Here is a 963-nt window from a genome sequence, read left to right as displayed (position 1 = left end):
TAAGATCTTGGCTATCAGCCGTTCAGCCTATCGCACGACCGTCACCAATGGATCGACCCGCTATGTGGGCGCTGGCCAGACTGCGACCGGTGATGTGGTCTATGGGCTCAATGGCGGTACGGATCATCCGGCCGTGGATCTGGCTTCGGGCGGCGTCATCTCGGCGGCGACGGCACTTTCGGGCGGAGTGATCGCCGCAGCGGCCAATGGGACGACCTATGGCGGGACGGCGTATGAGAGCGGATCCTTTGCCGCCCTGAACCAGGGTGTGGTCGTGAGCGCTACCGTGACCTCGCGCGCCGGGATCGCTGTGGGCAATTTGTCCGGCTATCAGGGTGATCCGGCGCGTGCAATCGCGCCCCATGTCATGAATGGCGGTCAGGCGATCGTCGGGGGTGGTTTTACGGTCAAGGGGCAGAGCTTTTCCGGATCGGGCGTGATCTCGGGCGGAACATTCGACGTGGGTTCGACAGAGCAGCTCGCCAGTGGCGGTACGGATAGCGGGAGCATCATCGGCGGTACACAGATCGTCTCGGCGGGGGGCGTCGCGTTGCGGAGCATCTTCAGCGCAGGCGTGCAGTTGATCTCCGGGGGGCTCGCCTCGAATTCCGTCGTCTCGGCTGGCGGCACTGTCGTCGCGGCGCGGGGCGGTACCGCGCTGACGGTCAGCGTTGGCGCCGGAGGCACGGCCCAGGCACTGGCAGGCGGGGTGATTGTCAATCAGGTCGTGATGGCCAATGCCGTGGCCATTACGGGGTCTGGCGGCGTCGTCAGCGGTGCCACAATCTCTTCCGGTGGGTCCGAGCAGGTGCAGTCTGGCGGCGTCGTCAGCGGTGCCACAATCTCTTCCGGTGGGTCCGAGCAGGTGCAGTCTGGCGGTGTCGTCAGTGGGGCAACGATCCTGTCGGGAGGAAGTCAAACCGTTCAGGGGGGAGGCASCGKGCAGAATGCTGTCATCTCCGC

Annotated in this window: 1 pseudogene; it reads left to right on the top strand. The window is 65.2% G+C overall.

From position 1 onward, the window contains the following. Window positions 1-7: 7 nt before the first annotated feature. Window positions 8-963 (top strand): annotated as a pseudogene (locus C0V97_RS17530) (hypothetical protein); the annotation flags it as partial.

Source organism: Asaia sp. W19, from assembly GCF_003994335.1.
Classification (GTDB): Bacteria; Pseudomonadota; Alphaproteobacteria; order Acetobacterales; family Acetobacteraceae; genus Asaia.
The sequence above is the reverse complement of the archived record's forward strand: the minus strand, read 5'-3'. Positions and strand labels throughout refer to the sequence as shown.